The following is a 522-nucleotide window of genomic DNA, read 5'->3' as shown; positions in this document are numbered from 1 at the left end:
ATAACGGCCCATCATCACGACATCTTCTACCAGCACGGGAAAGGCCCAATCAACCTCTTCGGCCTGCGGGACATAGGCCACCAGATTGGCCGCCAGCGCCTCCTTGACCGAGCGCCCCAGCAGNTTTTATCTCGCCCCGCGCGGTGGGCACGAATCCCATGATGGCCTTGAACAAGGTCGATTTGCCGGCCCCATTCACCCCGACCAGCGCGGTGATTGTCCCGCGTGGAATTTCGAAGGTGGCATCATGCAGGGCGGTATGGCCATTGCGATAGGTTACCGTCACATCACGCGCCATGATGCCCCCCGCCATATCGTTCCCCCCATCGGGAGAGGGGAAGGTACGCGGTCGGTCCGCCTTGGCAGCGATGCAAGGTTCACGAAACTGCCCCGGCTTTACGTGGAGGCGACCGAGGATATGTCCGTCCCCCTCCCCCTCCAGCGGCATATGCAGCGCCTGCTGCCCCGGGCGCTGGTGGCGGATCTCCCGGTGGGCCATGTGCCGCATCTAGTGGCTCCGCA

The 522-nt window shown here is 63.5% G+C and carries 1 pseudogene; it reads right to left on the bottom strand.

Features of this window, described 5'->3' with window-relative positions:
- Nucleotides 1-313, bottom strand: a pseudogene (locus TR36_RS14395) (ATP-binding cassette domain-containing protein); the annotation flags it as partial.
- Between the last annotated feature and the right edge of the window lie 209 nt (nt 314-522).

It is taken from the genome of Falsirhodobacter sp. alg1 (assembly GCF_000739715.2).
Classification (GTDB): domain Bacteria; phylum Pseudomonadota; class Alphaproteobacteria; order Rhodobacterales; family Rhodobacteraceae; genus Falsirhodobacter.
The sequence above is the reverse complement of the archived record's forward strand: the minus strand, read 5'-3'. Positions and strand labels throughout refer to the sequence as shown.